14 protein-coding genes are annotated in these 14,941 nt (G+C 58.9%); 6 read left to right on the plus strand and 8 right to left on the minus strand.

Translation table 11 applies throughout. The features are described 5' to 3' along the window. The first annotated feature begins 7 nt into the window (after positions 1 to 7). Positions 8 to 979 carry a hypothetical protein gene (locus tag E4021_RS02405; protein WP_168797430.1) on the plus strand — a complete coding sequence of 324 codons (972 nt, stop codon included), beginning with the start codon at positions 8 to 10 and terminating at the stop codon, positions 977 to 979. Here E4021_RS02405 and E4021_RS02410 read toward each other — a convergent pair. Next, positions 963 to 2,036, minus strand: a complete 1,074-nt coding sequence (locus tag E4021_RS02410) for a DUF3810 domain-containing protein (protein ID WP_168797431.1) — start codon at positions 2,034 to 2,036, stop codon at positions 963 to 965. The genes E4021_RS02405 and E4021_RS02410 overlap by 17 nt on opposite strands. 144 nt (positions 2,037 to 2,180) lie before the next feature. On the opposite strand from E4021_RS02410, the gene trxA reads away from it, so the two are divergent. The 4 genes from trxA (at position 2,181) to E4021_RS02430 (ending at position 6,253) form a co-directional block, all read left to right on the plus strand. Next, positions 2,181 to 2,507, plus strand: coding sequence for a thioredoxin (gene trxA / locus E4021_RS02415; protein WP_136456313.1), 327 nt, complete (start codon positions 2,181 to 2,183; stop codon positions 2,505 to 2,507). A gap of 212 nt (positions 2,508 to 2,719) precedes the next feature. Beyond that, positions 2,720 to 3,463, plus strand: a complete 744-nt coding sequence (locus tag E4021_RS02420; RefSeq protein WP_136456314.1) for a succinate dehydrogenase cytochrome b subunit — start codon at positions 2,720 to 2,722, stop codon at positions 3,461 to 3,463. A 21-nt stretch (positions 3,464 to 3,484) separates the two neighbouring features. Continuing rightward, on the plus strand, positions 3,485 to 5,479 hold the full coding sequence (locus E4021_RS02425; RefSeq protein WP_136456315.1) for a fumarate reductase/succinate dehydrogenase flavoprotein subunit: 1,995 nt from the start codon (positions 3,485 to 3,487) through the stop codon (positions 5,477 to 5,479). A 15-nt stretch (positions 5,480 to 5,494) separates the two neighbouring features. After that, a complete protein-coding gene (locus E4021_RS02430; protein ID WP_136456316.1) occupies positions 5,495 to 6,253 on the plus strand; it encodes a succinate dehydrogenase/fumarate reductase iron-sulfur subunit in 759 nt (252 codons plus the stop codon). A 14-nt stretch (positions 6,254 to 6,267) separates the two neighbouring features. Here E4021_RS02430 and E4021_RS02435 read toward each other — a convergent pair whose 3' ends face one another. From E4021_RS02435 to E4021_RS02460, 6 genes are all read right to left on the minus strand, one after another. Next, positions 6,268 to 6,834, minus strand: coding sequence for a hypothetical protein (locus E4021_RS02435; RefSeq protein WP_136456317.1), 567 nt, complete (start codon positions 6,832 to 6,834; stop codon positions 6,268 to 6,270). A 261-nt stretch (positions 6,835 to 7,095) separates the two neighbouring features. Beyond that, on the minus strand, positions 7,096 to 8,067 hold the full coding sequence (locus tag E4021_RS02440) for an energy transducer TonB (protein WP_136456318.1): 972 nt from the start codon (positions 8,065 to 8,067) through the stop codon (positions 7,096 to 7,098). Between the two features lie 139 nt (positions 8,068 to 8,206). Next, entirely contained in the window at positions 8,207 to 8,557 is a 351-nt protein-coding gene (locus tag E4021_RS02445) for a DoxX family protein (RefSeq protein ID WP_136456319.1), read from the minus strand. 6 nt (positions 8,558 to 8,563) lie between these two features. Next, entirely contained in the window at positions 8,564 to 9,496 is a 933-nt protein-coding gene (locus tag E4021_RS02450; RefSeq protein WP_168797432.1) for a DUF4421 family protein, read from the minus strand. A gap of 10 nt (positions 9,497 to 9,506) precedes the next feature. Then, entirely contained in the window at positions 9,507 to 10,805 is a 1,299-nt protein-coding gene (locus E4021_RS02455) for an amidohydrolase (protein WP_136456321.1), read from the minus strand. A gap of 46 nt (positions 10,806 to 10,851) precedes the next feature. Beyond that, entirely contained in the window at positions 10,852 to 11,322 is a 471-nt protein-coding gene (locus tag E4021_RS02460; RefSeq protein ID WP_136457237.1) for a ribonuclease H-like YkuK family protein, read from the minus strand. A gap of 162 nt (positions 11,323 to 11,484) precedes the next feature. On the opposite strand from E4021_RS02460, the gene E4021_RS02465 reads away from it, so the two are divergent. Then, positions 11,485 to 14,148 carry an AAA family ATPase gene (locus E4021_RS02465; protein ID WP_136456322.1) on the plus strand — a complete coding sequence of 888 codons (2,664 nt, stop codon included), beginning with the start codon at positions 11,485 to 11,487 and terminating at the stop codon, positions 14,146 to 14,148. On the opposite strand, the gene E4021_RS02470 is transcribed toward E4021_RS02465, so the two are convergent. After that, positions 14,145 to 14,939, minus strand: a complete 795-nt coding sequence (locus E4021_RS02470) for a hypothetical protein (protein WP_136456323.1) — start codon at positions 14,937 to 14,939, stop codon at positions 14,145 to 14,147. The genes E4021_RS02465 and E4021_RS02470 overlap by 4 nt on opposite strands. Positions 14,940 to 14,941 lie beyond the last annotated feature (2 nt).

Raw genomic sequence — 14,941 nt, forward strand, 5'->3', positions numbered from 1 at the left:
GAACGTTATGAAATCCTGCCTTGCCTTACTGCTGCTGCTTCCCCTGCTGGTGACCTCCTGCGTGCCCAAATCGCAGTTCGACGCCCTGGTGTTGGAGCGCAACCTTTACCGCAGCCAGGCCGTGCACGCCGACAGCGTGGCCGACGCCCGATTACGCGCGGAAGCGGACAGCCTCCGTCAATTGTCCTACGCCCGAGAACAGCAAGTGCGCGAGATCGAAAATCTGAAGGCCACCAACCGTTCCCTGAGCGATCAGGTAAACGATCTTCGCGGCCGCTACGAGTCACTCCTGGAACAGAACCGGGAAATGGTTGCCGGCTCGGGATCCGAAGCCGTCTCCCTGCAGCAGGAACTAACCGAACGCCGGGCGGAACTCAACCGCCGGGAGAGCGCCTTGCGGCAAGCTGAGCTGAACTTGCAAGCACGGGAGCAACGCCTGTCCAGCGTAGCCGAGATGCGGCAGGGGCAACCCGGACCTGCGATCTATAACCGGGAAGCGGAGGCACGCGGCACTACGCCACTGGACCCCACCTCCGGAGCCGTCGTTGACGCCGGCATACTCTTCGACGAGTTGAAGCAGTTGATGGTGGCCGTCACGGACAGCGGTTATGTGATCGACCGGCCGGCACCCGATCAAATTCACCTGGAGCTTTCCGCCGGCCTCCTTTTTGCCGACAGCAGCGCCGTCAGCCTCAGCGGTCAACGGCTGCTGCGCCGCCTGGGGGGCACCCTGCGCAATTATCCGCAGGCACAGTATACCGTAGTCGGCCACGCCGAATCCATTGACGGGGACCCTCAGCGGGCCTACGCGGCCAGTACCGGACGGGCCGCGCAGGTTGCCGTTGAACTGGCCCGTTACGGCGTTGACCCGGGACGCGTAGTGGCGGGCGGCAAGGGATTCTACGGGGCCGACACTTCCGCTTTCACCGGTTTGGCGGGCAGCCGACGGGTGGAGATCGCGATTACAATTCCGGAGTAGGCTTCCATTTCCGGTACCCCTCCACCAGTTGCACTACCCGGCCGTAATTCAGCAGCCCCTCGTGGATGCCCTGCGCCTTTAGGTAGGCAGTGTAGGTAGCGTCGCGCAGCGCCGGGGCGATATCCTGATATTTTTCTCCGTTGTCGTATATAGCCTGCAAGTCGTTGCGGATGCCCGGATCCAGCTCGGCGGACCGCCACTTCAGGTAATTTTCCGGATCGGCGTACCGCAGTAGTCCGGCCAGGTGTCGCCAGTACGCCAGTTCCAGAGCGTAGCGGAGCAAAGGGTCCTGGCTTTCGCGGGCGGTGAGGTAGGCCCAGAACGAACAGCTGCCCTCATCCCCGAATCCGTATGCGTGGGCCAGTTCGTGGGCCATCACGGCGGGTTTTTGCAGGGGGTGTAGTCCGGCGTCGATATTCCCTTGTGCGGCCCAGGGCCAGTATACTCCGGCGGTGCTCAGCCGTAGCAATATTCCCCGCGGCAGCAATTCCCAGCCGCGCGGTCGGCCGGGTGCCGGATACCCGTGTCGGAGCAGGGCGGAGGCCAGCAGTGGGCGGATGCTGGATTCCAGGTCGGCGGGAAAAAGGTCCCGTCGCAGTGCCGTGGTATCGGTGGTCACTTGCCCGCGCAGGTCGGCCAGTTCCGCCGCCGTACGGTACACCCGCGTGCGCAGCTGGTCCACATCGGGCTCGTAGGTAGCGAAGCCGATCCTGTCCTCAACAGCTACCCGTCCATAATTGAAACCCCAAAGCCATAAAAAGGCCAGCACCAGTACGGTCAGGATACACGACAACCGGTAGCCCATACCGGACAGTGCGTAGCGTTTGCCGCGTTCGGGATCCCGTAGGCGCACGCGGCGAAACCGCATGAACTCCAAAATAGTAAGCGCGACGACCACCGCCCAAAAAGCATAGAACAGGGGAAAGGGGAGCTGTCCCAAGGTAGCATCCCAGCCGGCGCGGACCCACGGAAAGAGGCCCCGGCTGTACAGGTTTTCGAGCGTATCGGCCGGCAGGAAAATCCGCAGCAGGATACTCACAAAGGCGGCAATCAGCAAGGGAATCAGGGCGACAGGGCGCGGGTGCAGGGCTTTCCCGGGATGCCGGGCTCCGGGACTACGGACCCGGTCGAACTCAACTATGACTGTCTTCCTGCGTTTGATGATCGTGTGATTTGCACAATAAACGTAAACTTAAGCAAGATGGCTTTTGAATTAACCGACAGCAATTTCAAACAGGAAGTGCTGGAAAAGAAAGGAATTGCCCTGGTAGACTTTTGGGCAGAATGGTGTGGCCCCTGTAAAATGATCGGCCCCGTCGTTGAAGAACTTTCTAAAGAGTACGACGGCAAGGCGCTTATCGCCAAAGTCGACGTCGACGAAAACGCAGAATTGACCCAGCGCTACGGCGTGCGCAACATCCCCACGATCCTGATCCTTAAGGACGGTGAAGTGGTGGACAAGCACGTAGGCTTCGCCACGAAGGAAGCCCTGGCACAGAAGATCGAGGCTCAGCTCCAAACTGCCTAGCCCGAAATCAATATATTGGCTAAGCCCCTGCGGTCCCCGGACCGCAGGGGCTTTTTTACGATCGCTACGCCGGGACCTGGCTACATCTTATGAAGTTTTGTTTGGAATTAATCTAAACAATACCCTTGTGGTAGCAGACCGCCCAACTAAAGTAGGCCATCTTTCATTTCCTGTTAACTTTGGCGCCCAAGGCTAAAATCTGGCATTTTCCTATGGCTACACGCACCGCGAATCGTACTTCCTCAAGTGTCGGCTGGTTCGGCAAATTTCTTTCCTCCAGTATTGGACAGAAGGTAATCATGTCGTTGACCGGCCTGTTCCTCATCATCTTTCTTGTCGTTCACCTCATCGGCAACCTGCAGCTGATCCTCCCCGGTGATGAAGGCTACGCTTTTAACAGCTACGCTTACTTCATGACGAACAATCCCGTCATAAAGACGACTTCTTTCCTGCTCTACGCATTCATCCTGCTGCACGCCATCCAGGGCATCTACCTGTGGAACGTGAACCGCAAGGCACGCGGCGCCCAGGGATACGCTACCAAGGTCGACCGGACTGCGGGGGCAAGTAAGTCCTCCATCTATATGGGCTCACTGGGTATGGTGATTTTCGCCTTCATCGTGGTGCACATGGTCCAGTTCTGGGGTCAAATGCATTTTACGGACAACGTAGGTCCCTTCACCGCGGAGGGATACGAGGGTGCCAAGGACCTGTACGCGCTGGTAAGCCAGACCTACGAGAACCTGGGCATCGTGATCTTCTACGTGGTGGCCATGATCTTCATTGCCTTTCACCTCTGGCACGGATTCCAGTCGGCCTTTCAGACGCTCGGGTTGAACCACAAGAAGTACACCCCGCTGATCAAGGCGGTGGGCTATACCTACAGTGTTTTGGTACCACTGGGCTTCGCGGCCATCCCCGTGATCATGTACCTGCGTTCCCGCGGCATCCTTTAACCTTACCTGAAGCATCGAGCTATGCCCTTCCAATCCAATGTCCCCCCCGGAGAATTATCCGAAAAGTGGAAACAATACCGGTCATCCATGCCGCTGGTTGCCCCGAACAACAAGCGACGGCTGGAGGTCATCATCGTAGGTACCGGCCTGGCCGGTGGGGCCGCAGCGGCTACTTTCGGTGAGCTGGGTTACAAGGTGAAGGTGTTCACCTTCCACGACAGCCCCCGGCGCGCGCACTCCATCGCCGCCCAGGGTGGAATCAACGCCGCCAAGAACTACCAGAACGACGGAGACAGTGTCTTCCGCTTGTTCTACGACACCATCAAGGGAGGTGATTACCGCAGCCGCGAAGCCAACGTGCACCGGCTGGCGGAGGTCAGCGTCAACATCATTGACCAGGCGGTAGCTCAAGGAGTTCCCTTTGCCCGGGAATACGGCGGCCTGCTGTCCAATCGGTCCTTCGGAGGTGTGCAGGTATCCAGGACGTTCTACGCCCGCGGACAAACCGGTCAGCAACTCCTACTGGGTGCCTACCAGTCACTAAGCCGCCAAATCAGTCTCGGCAACGTGGAATTGTTCAACCGCCACGAGATGATCGATCTGGTGATGGAGGACGGAAAGGCCCGGGGCATCATCGCCCGCAACCTCCTCACCGGGGAAACGGAGCGTCACGGTGCCCACGCCGTGGTGCTGGGTACCGGCGGTTACGGTAACGTGTTTTACCTGTCGACCAACGCCATGAACTCGAACGGCTCCGCCGCCTGGCGCGCCGTCAAGCAGGGAGCTTATATGGCTAACCCCTGTTTTACCCAGATTCACCCGACCTGTATCCCCGTTTCCGGTGAATACCAGTCGAAGCTGACCCTGATGTCCGAGTCGCTGCGCAACGACGGCCGCGTGTGGGTGCCCCGTAAAATGGAGGACGCCGCCGCAATCCGCGAGGGCCGCAAGACCGGACTGGACATTCCCGAAGCAGACCGCGACTACTACCTCGAGCGCCGTTACCCGGCCTTCGGAAACCTGGTGCCACGCGACGTAGCCAGTCGGGCCGCCAAGACGGCCTGCGACGAAGGACTGGGCGTGAGCCCCACCGGCCTGGCCGTTTACCTTGACTTCGACGCAGCCATCAATCGCTACGGCAAGTCCAAAGCCCACAGCCAGAACGAACACAACGCCAGTGAAGCCCGCATCCGGGAGCTCGGCGTGGGCGTCATTGAGGAGAAATACGGCAACCTCTTCGAGATGTATGAGAAGATCACCGGCGAGGATCCCTACGTCATGCCGATGAAGATCTACCCGGCGGTGCACTACACGATGGGCGGGCTTTGGGTGGACTACAATCTGCAGACAAACATCCCGGGGCTATTCGCCATTGGTGAGGCCAACTTCAGCGACCACGGCGCCAACCGTCTGGGTGCCTCCGCGCTTATGCAGGGACTGGCCGACGGCTATTTCGTGCTGCCCTACACCATCGGCACCTACCTATCCCAGGAGATCCGCAACCCGATGGTCGATCCCGACGGTCCCGCCTTCAAGGAAGCCGAGGCCCAGTCGCAAGCCCGCATCGACCGCCTGATGAGCATCAACGGCAACAAGTCGCCGGAAACCTTCCATCGGGAACTCGGCAAGATCATGTGGGAATACTGCGGTATGGCCCGCAACGCCGAAGGCCTGCAAAAGGGGCGGCGGATGATCCGCGAACTGCGCGAGGAATTCTGGCGTGACGTTTACGTACCGGGTCGCATCAAGGAGTACAATCCGGAACTGGAAAAGGCCCTGCGGGTGGCCGACTTCCTGGAATTGGGCGAATTGATGATGCTCGACGCCCTCGACCGCAACGAAAGCTGCGGGGGTCACTTCCGCGAGGAGTACCAGACCGAAGACGGAGAGGCGCTGCGCCGCGACGACGAATACGCCTACGTGAGCGCCTGGGAATGGGACGACGTGGATCCCATCCTGCACAAGGAAGAATTGATTTTCGAGAACGTGGAACTGAAAACCAGATCCTACAAATAACTGGCCTTGGAAAATATGAAACTCAAGCTCAAGATCTGGAGAGAGGGGGGAAAGTACCCCAAAGGCCAGTTTGTAAGCTATGACATTGCCGGCGTCAACGACCACATGTCCTTTCTGGAGATGCTTGACGTCCTCAACGAACGCCTTATCAGCGAAAAGGAGGATCCCATCGCTTTCGAGCATGACTGCCGCGAAGGCATTTGCGGTACCTGCTCGCTGGTGATCAATGGATACCCCCACGGACCGATGCAGCAGACCACCGCCTGTCAGCTGCACATGCGCAATTTCCGTGATGGAGAAACCATCACCATCGAACCCTGGCGTTCACGCGCTTTCCCGATTGTGAAAGATCTGGTGGTTAACCGCGACGCCTTCGACCGCATCATCCAGGCCGGCGGCTACATCAGTGTCGACACTGGGCAGGCCCAGGACGGCAACGCCATTCCCATCGAAAAGGACCAGGCCAGCCATGCCTTCGACGCCGCCACCTGTATCGGATGCGGTGCCTGCGTGGCCGCCTGCCCGAATGCTTCGGCCATGCTGTTCGTCGGCGCGAAAGTGAGCCACCTGGCACAGATGCCCCAGGGCAAAATCGAGGCCGCTACCCGCGCCCAGCGCATGGTGGCTCAGCACGATGCCGAAGGCTTTGGCCGTTGCTCCAACATCACGGCCTGCGAGGCGGAGTGCCCGAAGGGCATCAGCGTGGAGCACATCGCGCGCCTCAACCGCCAGTACATCGCCTCCACATTGGGCAGCGAGAAGGTAGTAGAGTGATTACTGTTGCCCCCTTACCGCGCGCGGAACGTATATGTCACCGTGTAGGAAAACGGGGGCAGTATGAGGTTGTTCTCTACCGTACGGTCTTGTCGAAGAACCAGCAATTCTTCGGATACTTCCACCACTTCATACTCCGTGCTTTCGGTATTTGCCTGGTCAGAAAGGGTCAGGCGGGTTACGGAAAGATCACTGGAATACCGCTTCAGATCAAAAACGTCCAATACATGGGGCGGGCTGTTCTCCGGGCAGTCCGCCCCGTCTTTTACCAGCACCACCAATCCACCGTCGAAGAAAAGCACGTCGTCTCGCTCACAATCCTCGATGGCGGTAACCGCGGCGATGCGGTCGTCGTAATTGCCGCGTATCTCCTCGCGGGTCAAGCCTGAGCTATCCACCGTGCTGTCCGGCAATGCCATCACCGCTTCGTCAACGCGGGCGGCGAAGTCACTTTCCACCGAAACGATCTGCCAGCCGTCGAAGCGGGAAAGTTGATTAATGGGGAGAAGCGGGGCATCATCCTCACCGCAGGCGGCAAGGAGGACCAATAAAATCAGGCCGGTCAAGAAAAAGTTTTTCATGCTGCTTTGTGCTGGTAACGTAGTGGTAAAGTATAGTGATGTCTTCCGTGTTGGAAATAGGGGTTGATCCTCAACTACAAAGACCGATGGGCTAGTTGAGTCGGTGCGTGCCCTACGTGCCATTGTTCGCCCCATCCCACGTCACACTGGTACCATTGGACTTAACGGGATAACGCACACACCCACGGCATGGCGGGGTATAGTGCAGGATTTAGGGTGTCCTTATGGACACCAGCCAGGAGCAACTAACCACAAAAGCTGCTACTGCACCTTGAAATTGTAGCTGATCCGGCCGCACTGCTCGGCCGGGGCCATCGGGTTGGCGGCGAAGCGCCAGCGTCGGGCGTTCTTGGTAGCCGCGGCTACCAGGGTCGGGTCGGCGGTACTGCTACCGTTCTGCGTGTAGTTCGCCTTGGTGATCTCACCATCGGGGTTCACGCAAACCTCAATTACTACGGTGCCGGAAACCTGACTGTTTTCCTGGACGGGTGGACTGGCCAGCACCCCGCGTCCGCCCAGTCCGCCACTCACGCGCCCGCTGCCGGTGGATATGCCACTCAGCCGGTCGGCATTGGGATCCCCGTCGTCGACGCCCTGGTTGCCGGACTGTCCGGTGTTTCCGTTACCGCTGCCCTGTCCGAATGCCCCACCGAGTTGTCCTTTGAGTGCATCGGCTTCGGCCTGGCGGCGACGTTCGGCTTCTTCCGCGGCGCGTTTGGCGGCGGCGGCGGCTTCCTGTTGCCGACGGCGCTCGGCGGCTTCTTCTTGCTGGCGCCGGCGTTCGGCATCCGCTTCCTGCTGGCGGCGGCGCTCATCGGCGGCCTCTTCCTGTCGGCGGCGGCGGTCCTCAGCTTGTCTTGCGGCTTCTTCACGGGCCTTCTGCTTGCGCAGGGCCACTTCTGACGGGTCTTCCGTGACGATTACGTCGCGCTGTTGTGGGGCAGGCTTTGGATCGGCGGCAGGGGGTGGTGGAGGGGGCGGGTCCGCAGGTGCCGGGGGCGTCGGTTCTACTTCCGTAACCTGTGGTTGCACGGGCGCGGCGGCGTTCTCGTCGCCCTGTCCCACGTCAACAAAACCTAGGTTCACCAGAATGCCCGGCTGCCCCGGCGGCGGGTTCTGGAAAAAGAAGATCGGCCAAATCAGCAGCAGCAAAATGAGCACCGTGCCGATGCCCGCGGTGATCTTGCCGGTACGGTCTCCCCGGATTTCGCTTTCACTGAGTGTGGTATTCATATTCTTGGTTTCTACGCCTTGGATGCAAAACTGCGTTCGAATGCATAATAGTGTAGCGAAATGGGAATTTCGCTACCTCCCCCACCCCGTCGGCTTATCGAGCCACTTTACTGATTGGTCAGGGAGCCAGCCGGTTAAATTAGCTCCTTTGCGCTTCCCAATACAGCCACCCAATGAGCAGGAACTGGATGAGCAATCTGCCGAATGCTATGGCTTTCGATCCGATCACCGGTCGGGTGCGCTGGAGGTCCACCACGTGTATGGGCAGAAAGAGGATCATGAGTGCGGCCGCTCCGTACAACCCAAAAGTGCGGGTGGCGGGCACCAACATGGCTACGCCGAGCACTACTTCCGCTACCCCTCCTGCGGCGTTGGCCGCGGCCTTGGGCATCCAGGATGGGATGATGGCATAATAGAACTGGGGGTTCACGAAGTGATACACGCCCGCGGCGATGAGGACAACGGCAAAGATATAGGCAAACAGGGTCATGGGCGATTAGTCTGGTACGTTAAACCGGTGGCCGATCGTAAGTTCAATCCGGGTTTCGAACACGCGGGTGTCCAGGTTTTCGGTATTGTCGATACTGGGAAGGTAGGCCGCCGTGACTGCGGTGTAGTTGTGTCGCCCGTTGTAGCCGAAGGCAATCCGGCCACGGACCCTGATACTGACGCGATTGCGCTCGATCTCACGATCGGCCGCCAGGGGGTCGTAGGTTATGAATCGAATTTCCGGTCCGGCCACGGCCAGCGGAGTAAAGAAAAAGCTGCGGGCGAAAATGAAAGTGTGGGCATAGCCCAATCCCGCCGTCACCTTCGTTTGCGCGTACCGGTCAATTACCACTTCCCCCATTTGGTTGAAGGGCAGCGTCAAGCTGTCGGTCAGCAGCACTTGCCGGTTGATCGCCCCACCCAGCAGGAGCGATCCCGTGCTTTTTAATTGCCGACTATGCTGCCTAAAGGAGGAGCCCAGACTGAAGTGTTTGGAATTGAGTACCCGGAATCCGAAGACCAGCACATTGGTGAAGCGAATGTCTTCGCGGAAGGTGATCTCTTCATTCAGTCGCTGCTGCTCGAAACCGGTTGTCCGGCGCGCGTTGGCGTTCAGGTAAAACTTGTCGCGGTAGAACTGCAGGTTCAGTCCGAGCGACTGGGCGTTGCCGAACTCGCTGTCCGTACCCAGGTCGCTCACGGGTATACTGAAGGTGTAGCCGATCCACTTGTACCGCCCGCCGAGCCGTAGCGCGAGCCCCCTGTTAGACAAATTCAGGGTCTCCTGCTCTCCGACGAGAAAGGAGGCCGAGTTGTCGCGATACCGCAATCCGCCGTTCACGCGTGTCCTGCTGGTGAAGGTCTCTACAAAAGTAGAATCAAACTGTGCGTGCACTACCGGACCCGCGAGCAGAAGCAGCAGGAAGGCCCCGATTCGCAAGCCAGCAGTGTTATTTGCCATTCTTACCCTGCAAATAATCCATTGCGAGGTTAGCATACAATTGCACTCCGTAGGTGAGTCCCCGCTCGTCGATCACGAAGTCCGGGGTGTGGTGGCCCGGGGCCGCGCTGCGATCCATACTGGGCGACATACCGCCGAGGAACAGAAAGAGGGAGGGAACCTCGTTGGCGAAAAAGGAGAAATCCTCCGCGCCGGTGACGGGGTTCACGAGGTGTACGTTATCCTTGCCGACGGTGGCTTGTACGGTAGGGAGCATGCGCTCGGTCATTTCCGGATCGTTGTAAGTCACTGGATAGCCTTCGTCAATGGTTACCTGGGCCTCCGCGCCCGAGCTGGCCGCGATATTGGTGGCCGTACGCCGAATCTTATCGAAGATATCCTTCTTCATATCCTCATCGAGGGTCCGGATGGTTCCAATCATGGTTACTTCCTCGGGGATGATGTTGCTGCGTACCCCTCCCTGAATTTTCCCGACGCTTATCACGGCGGCTTCCTTGGTCAGTTCCGTTTGCCGCGACACGATCAGCTGCAGGCCGGTCACGATTTGGGCCGCGGCCGTGATCGGGTCGACTCCCGACCAGGGGGAAGATCCGTGCGCCTGCTTTCCCTTCACCACGATAGTAAATGAGTTGCTGGCCGCCATGGCACCGCCGGGTTTGTAGTTGACGTGCCCGACGGGCGTCTGGGAGTTGATGTGTATCCCGAAAGCGGCCTCCACGCCGTAATCGCTCAGGACTCCTTCCTTGACCATAAGCTGAGCTCCACCTTCCTCTCCCTCGGGTGCCCCTTCTTCGGCCGGCTGAAAGAGGAAGACCACCGTTCCGGGGATATCCTCACGTTGCTTGGTCAGAAGCTCCGCTGCCCCCATGAGCATCGCAACGTGGGTGTCGTGACCGCAGGCGTGCATCACCCCTACCGTTTCACCCCGGTATTCACCGGTTGCTTTGCTCGCGAAGGGAAGGTCGGCCCGCTCGGTCACCGGCAGCGCGTCAATGTCGGCGCGCAGGGCAACCACGCCGCCCGGTTTTCCGCCTTTAAGCACGCCCACCACGCCGGTATGGGCTACGTTCGTACGAACTTCGAGACCCAGCGACCGCAGGTGTTCAGCGATGTATTTCCCGGTCTCAAATTCCCGGTTGCTCAGCTCAGGGTACTGATGTACGTGGCGACGCCATTCGATGACCCGGTCTTCGATCTCCCCAGCGGCAGCTTTGGTCTGGGAATAATCGGTCTGAGCGGTCAGGCCGGAACAGGCGACAAGAAAAATACAGGTTAGGAGCTTTTGCATCGACGGGATAATTTGCCGGGGAAGATACACTTTTCCGCAAGCGCCATCAGCATACCTTATCGGCGCAGGCCGATGAGGCGAAGGCGTCGGGCTTGGCCTTGAACACGAAGCCCATCCCGAGAATGTAGCCCATGGCTTCCTTCAGGGCCACGTTGCTCTGGAAGTGGGGGTCGGTGTTGATGTCGGCGTGTACTTCCAGCTCCACGTTGTACTTATCCAGGATTCCGCAGAGGGCATAGGCAATCTCGACGGATCGACCGACTTCCAGGATCATGCGTTCGCGCAGACCGATACCCATCTTGCTCTTGTAGTTGGCGATGAACATGAAGCCTCCCCGCTTCTCCCGCAGAAATACGATCACGGTAGCAAACTCAATATTTTGTCCCCTTACCTGGCTGTCGGTTCCGATGCATACCTTAAGCCGGTGCCCCTCGGCGGTTTCGCGGACGATCGTTTCCTCGACCGCTTTTTCTATGGGCTGGGTGATCCTCCGGCCGTCGTAGCGGCGCCATTGCATTTCCGTCAGGGCCTTTGTATTCATGGGGTTAGAAGTTTATTGGGTCATCGTGAAGATACACTTCCCCCACCAGCCTTAGGATGCCGGCACGCGACCAAGGCTTAACATTATTACCCCAAGATTGTCTGCCCGGTTATCGGATATAACACTTACTTTACCATTATGCGCGAGACTAAGGAGAAGGAGGCCGTTATTCCCACCTTCAAGTTCAAGGAGCTAAAGGTCTATAACTCAACCGAGTACCTTTGGGACAACCTAAAGAGATACCGGCAGGTATTCGACCGTCACGCCACGGCCTACGTATACACCGAGCTCTCGCTGTTCAACAAGCGATTTGATATCGAAGACTGGACCCTCCGGGTGACCCTCAAGTGCTTCAGTACGGATGATTCCGGCCGCCAGGAGTTGTGTAGCCTGTCGATCGAGAAGGAAGTCAGCCGGTTCGATCATTTGATCTACGTACGCGAAGGCTGGGGCAACCAGAAGAAGGGTACGATCTGGAAGGCGGGTACCTACTGCTGGGAGGCTTACGTGGACGGGCAACGCATCGGCAGCAAGTACTTCTACATCATCGAGCCGGACCGGAACGGCTTGCACGATCCGGATGCCGAATTTGACCCGCCCGCCCGCATCGCCGACAAGTACCTGAAGCTGAGTTCGGTGCGCCTGTACGAGGGCCCCTACGACGACCTCTCCGCCGAAGACCGCGTCTACCTCAAGGAATTTGCCAGCCAGGAGACCCGGTACGTTTACCTGGAAGTGGAATTCCGCAACCTGCAGCCTGGCCGCGACTGGTACCTCGAGCTCTTCACCAAGTTTCATAACCAGGCGCGGGACCTGAAGGGACAGGTCAGCCGGCTCACCCACGTAAAGAAAGGGGAAGAGACCATCCGCGTAGCCGCGGGCTGGGGTTCGGCTACTCCGAGTCTGTGGCAGCAGGACCACTACACCGCTGATATCGTTTTTCTGGACTGCCTGGTCGCCACCATTCCCTTCACCGTTGGTGATGAAGCGCAGGTAGGCACGCCACCCGTATACCTCCCTGATTCGCCCCGCCCGGTGACGCTGGCCCCCGATGAGGACGGCAACGAAACCTTCGAGCACATCATGAGCGGGTTGGATGACCTTATTGGACTGGAGGAGGTAAAGCAGCAGGTACGCGACCATGCGGTCTATATCCGCTTTCTGCAACTCCGACAGAAACGGGGTTTCGAAATGGATACGGGCATCGATGTCCACGCCGTATTCAGTGGTAACCCCGGTACGGGCAAAACCACCGTGGCCCGCATGATGGGCAAGCTCTACAAGAAAATGGGGTTGCTGACCAGTGGCCACACGGTCATTGCCGACCGGGTGGATCTCGTCGGAGAATACATCGGTCAAACCGCGCCCAAAACCCGTGAGGTGATCGAAAGCGCCCGCGGGGGCGTGCTGTTCATCGACGAGGCTTACTCGCTGGCGCGCAGCAACGACGACGGCAAGGATTTCGGCCGGGAGGTGATCGAGATACTGGTCAAGGAAATGTCTAACGGCCCCGGCGATATGGCCGTGATCGTTGCGGGTTACACCGAAGAGATGAACCGATTCCTGGACAGCAACACCGGCCTTAAATCGCGCTTCAAACACTATTACGAATTCCGCAATTTTCTGCCGCAGGAACTAAGCCTGATTGCCGACTACGCCGCCAAGCGCCTGGGTGTAAGCTTTACCCTGGAGGCCAAGGCCCGCGTAGACGAAACGATCACCAAGGCCTTCCGCAGCCGCGACCGTACTTTCGGTAACGCCCGCTATGTCCACGACCTGGTCGAGAAAGCGAAGGTGCAAATGGCCCTCCGCATCATGCAGAAAGATAATACCGGGGAAAGCCTGTCCGATGAGTACCTGAGCACCATAGAACTCGGCGACGTGATCGGCATCCATTCCCTGGTGGAACGCGCCCGTCCGCTCATTCCCGTCAACGAATCCCTGCTTGCGGCTACGCTCGACGAGCTCGACGCGCTGGTGGGCATGGAAAACATCAAAGCCCAGTTGCACGAATTGGTCAGCCTGGTACGGTATTACCGGCAAACCGGGCAGGATGTCCTGAATGCCTTTCACCTGCACACGGTGCTGGTCGGTAATCCCGGCACGGGTAAGACCACCATTGCAAGGATTCTCGCAACTCTATACAACGCCCTGGGCGTCCTGGAGCGAGGCCACATTGTGGAAACCGACCGCCAAGGCCTGGTCGCAGGCTACGTGGGGCAAACCGCGGAGAAGACCGCCAAGGTGATCGAGGATGCCATCGGGGGTGTACTCTTCATCGATGAGGCCTATGCGCTCACCCAAAACAGTACGGGACAGCGGGGCGACTTTGGCGACGAAGCGATCCAGACCCTGCTGAAGCGGATGGAAGACCAGCGTGGACAATTTTTCGTGTGCGTGGCAGGGTATCCCGAAAACATGCAAAGCTTCCTGAAGGCCAACCCCGGACTGAGCAGTCGCTTCGACAAGATCTTACGCTTTGAGGATTACAGTCCGGCCCAACTCATTGAGATAGCCGACCGGATGTTCCGGCAGCGCAAGGCGCAGGTATCTGCTCCCGCCCGGCTCCATCTCACGAACTACCTCACCTTCCTGCACAAGTACCGCGACGCCTACTTTGGCAATGCGCGTACCGTACGGCAACTGGTTGATGACGTAGTGCGCCGGCACGATCTCCGACAGGCCGCGGAGACCGGACGCACGAAGCGGTCCTCGAAACCCCGGATCGCGAAGGCCGATGTGGAGCACTTGAAACTGGACACCAAGGCGCTGTCGATTCAGCGCAAGGGGATCGGCTTCTAGAATTCCGTAAATACCCTATCGTCCAGGGTATCGCGCACCGCTATGTCGTCTAGTTGAAAGCGACCGCCGCGGTCGCCCGAAAGCATAATACCGTTGTAGTCCTTGTACCCGTTGAAGGGTGTTTCGAGGGCGGGGACCGTGTCGGCGGCGTTTCGGTAGAACTGCCAGGTATTCACCAGGTAGTTGTCCTGGTCAACGTAGAGCCGGTAACGGTTGCCCGGAGTGTCGCCCACTTCATCGAAGGTCAACTCGATCACCTCGGAGGGGCGAGCTTTTTGGGGATCGGTTTCCTGACCAATGTACTTCAGCGTCACGCCGCTGTCCTTTAGCTTGAAGGGCTGTACCAGCCAGTAGCTGTCGTTGATGAACATGGAATTGGCAGACTGCAGATAGATATCGAGGCTATCGGGGTCGGTCATTTCCTGACCCATTTTCTGCACGGCCCCCGTGAGTCGATCTTCGTCGCTGTAGTCGAGCAGGTAGATTATGCTGTCCTGCGGGACTTCGATGCGCACCCTGTCTTCCGCTTTATCCCATACCAGGTCCCGCGCCCCGAAGAAGTTCCAGCTGATGTAACGGGCCTGGTCGTACGCGCGCCTGCCACCGTGGTGGACCACGACGCTGTCCGCGATAGCAATGGCTTGCGGGTCGGAGCCGGCTTCATCGAAGCCCTCGGCGGGGGGATTACTGTCGACGTCCGCGGCCGGAGCGGCGGTGGTGTCCGGATCCGTGGGACCACAGGCGCAAAAGAGGACAAGGGGGAGGAAAAGCAGGGTAAGTCTTGTTTTCATAC

This window comes from Neolewinella litorea (assembly GCF_004803465.1).
GTDB classification, from domain to species: Bacteria; Bacteroidota; Bacteroidia; order Chitinophagales; family Saprospiraceae; genus Neolewinella; species Neolewinella litorea.

What these genes read in the sequence shown, in the direction of transcription:
- E4021_RS02445 (WP_136456319.1), bottom strand. Translation starts at nt 8,557, where the DNA reads ATGACCCTGTTTGCCTATATCTTTGCCGTTGTCCTCATCGCCGCGGGC.
- E4021_RS02440 (WP_136456318.1), bottom strand. Translation starts at nt 8,067, where the DNA reads ATGAATACCACACTCAGTGAAAGCGAAATCCGGGGAGACCGTACCGGC.
- E4021_RS02430 (WP_136456316.1), top strand. Translation starts at nt 5,495, where the DNA reads ATGAAACTCAAGCTCAAGATCTGGAGAGAGGGGGGAAAGTACCCCAAA.
- E4021_RS02465 (WP_136456322.1), top strand. Translation starts at nt 11,485, where the DNA reads ATGCGCGAGACTAAGGAGAAGGAGGCCGTTATTCCCACCTTCAAGTTC.
- E4021_RS02425 (WP_136456315.1), top strand. Translation starts at nt 3,485, where the DNA reads ATGCCCTTCCAATCCAATGTCCCCCCCGGAGAATTATCCGAAAAGTGG.
- E4021_RS02460 (WP_136457237.1), bottom strand. Translation starts at nt 11,322, where the DNA reads ATGCAATGGCGCCGCTACGACGGCCGGAGGATCACCCAGCCCATAGAA.
- E4021_RS02455 (WP_136456321.1), bottom strand. Translation starts at nt 10,805, where the DNA reads ATGCAAAAGCTCCTAACCTGTATTTTTCTTGTCGCCTGTTCCGGCCTG.
- trxA (WP_136456313.1), top strand. Translation starts at nt 2,181, where the DNA reads ATGGCTTTTGAATTAACCGACAGCAATTTCAAACAGGAAGTGCTGGAA.
- E4021_RS02470 (WP_136456323.1), bottom strand. Translation starts at nt 14,939, where the DNA reads ATGAAAACAAGACTTACCCTGCTTTTCCTCCCCCTTGTCCTCTTTTGC.
- E4021_RS02435 (WP_136456317.1), bottom strand. Translation starts at nt 6,834, where the DNA reads ATGAAAAACTTTTTCTTGACCGGCCTGATTTTATTGGTCCTCCTTGCC.
- E4021_RS02405 (WP_168797430.1), top strand. Translation starts at nt 8, where the DNA reads ATGAAATCCTGCCTTGCCTTACTGCTGCTGCTTCCCCTGCTGGTGACC.
- E4021_RS02420 (WP_136456314.1), top strand. Translation starts at nt 2,720, where the DNA reads ATGGCTACACGCACCGCGAATCGTACTTCCTCAAGTGTCGGCTGGTTC.